Genomic DNA, 1454 nt, shown 5'->3' with positions numbered 1-1454 from the left:
TGCTCCAGCGCCCCGGCCAGCCGCAGCAGCTCGTCCTCGGCGACACCCGGGGCGGGCCGCACGCCGTCCAGCCGCATCCGGCCCTCGGTGACGGTGCCCGTCTTGTCCAGCACCACGGTGTCCACCCGGCGGGTCGACTCCAGCACCTCCGGCCCCTTGATGAGGATGCCGAGCTGCGCGCCGCGCCCGGTGCCGACCAGCAGGGCCGTCGGCGTCGCCAGCCCCAGCGCGCACGGGCACGCGATGATCAGCACCGCGACCGCGGCGGTGAAGGCGGCCCCGACGTCGCCGCCCAGCCACCACCAGCCGGCCAGCGTGCCCAGGGCGATCACCAGCACGACCGGCACGAACACCGCGGAGACCCGGTCGGCCAGCCGCTGCACCGCGGCCTTTCCGCTCTGCGCCTCGGTGACCAGCTGCGTCATGCGGGCCAGCTGGGTGTCCGCGCCGACGCGGGTCGCCTCGACGACCAGCCGGCCGGCGACGTTGACCGTCGCGCCCGTCACCGCGTCCCCGGCGGCGACGTCCACCGGCACGGACTCACCCGTCAGCATCGACGCGTCGACGGCCGAGCTGCCCTCCCGGACGACACCGTCGGTGGCGATCTTCTCGCCCGGACGCACCACGAACCGGTCGCCGACGACCAGCTCCCCGACGGGTACCCGCTGCTCCCGGCCGTGCCGCAGCACCGCGACCTCGCCGGCACCCAGCTCCATCAGCGCGCGCAGTGCCGCGCCCGCGCTGCGCTTGGACCTGGCCTCCAGGTAGCGGCCGAGCAGCAGGAAGGTCGTCACCCCGGCGGCGACCTCCAGGTAGATCAGCGAGCCGGCGTCGCCCCGGGAGACGGTGAAGTCGAAGCCGTGCCGCATGCCCGGCATCCCGGCGTCACCGAGGAACAGCGCCCACAGAGACCAGCCGAGCGCTGCGGAGGTGCCGAGCGACACCAGGGTGTCCATGGTGGCGGCGCCGTGCCGGGCGTTGGTCCACGCGGCGCGGTGGAACGGCAGGCCGCCCCACACCACCACGGGGGCGGCCAGCGTCAGCGACAGCCACTGCCAGTTGTCGAACTGCCAGGCGGGCACCATCGCCAGCACGATCACCGGTACCGACAGCAGCAGGGAGACCAGGAACCGCTGCCGCAGCGGCGCGTCCTCGTCCTCCTGTCCTGCCGTGCGGCCGTCCGGGCGGGACGCCGCGCCGGCTTCCGGTGTGCCGGTGGTGGCGGGCTCCGGTGGCGCGGTCGCGGTGTAACCGGTCCGCTCCACGGTGCCGATCAGGTCCGCCACCGTGACGTCGTCCCGGTGGTCGACGGTGGCGGTGCCGGTGGCGAAGTTGACGCTGGCCCGGACGCCGTCCATCCGGTTGAGCTTCTTCTCGATCCGGGCGGCGCAGGACGCGCAGGTCATGCCGCCGACGGCGAGGGCGACGCGCTGCTCGGGCCCCGCGCCGGCGTC

The 1454-nt window shown here is 75.0% G+C and carries 1 protein-coding gene; it reads right to left on the bottom strand.

The window, feature by feature from the left end; translation table 11 throughout:
• A partial coding sequence (locus ACYVE9_RS26655) for a heavy metal translocating P-type ATPase (protein WP_461030459.1) occupies positions 1-1454 on the bottom strand: 1454 nt, incomplete at both ends.

This window comes from Streptomyces sparsus (genome assembly GCF_054776295.1).
The sequence above is the reverse complement of the archived record's forward strand: the minus strand, read 5'-3'. Positions and strand labels throughout refer to the sequence as shown.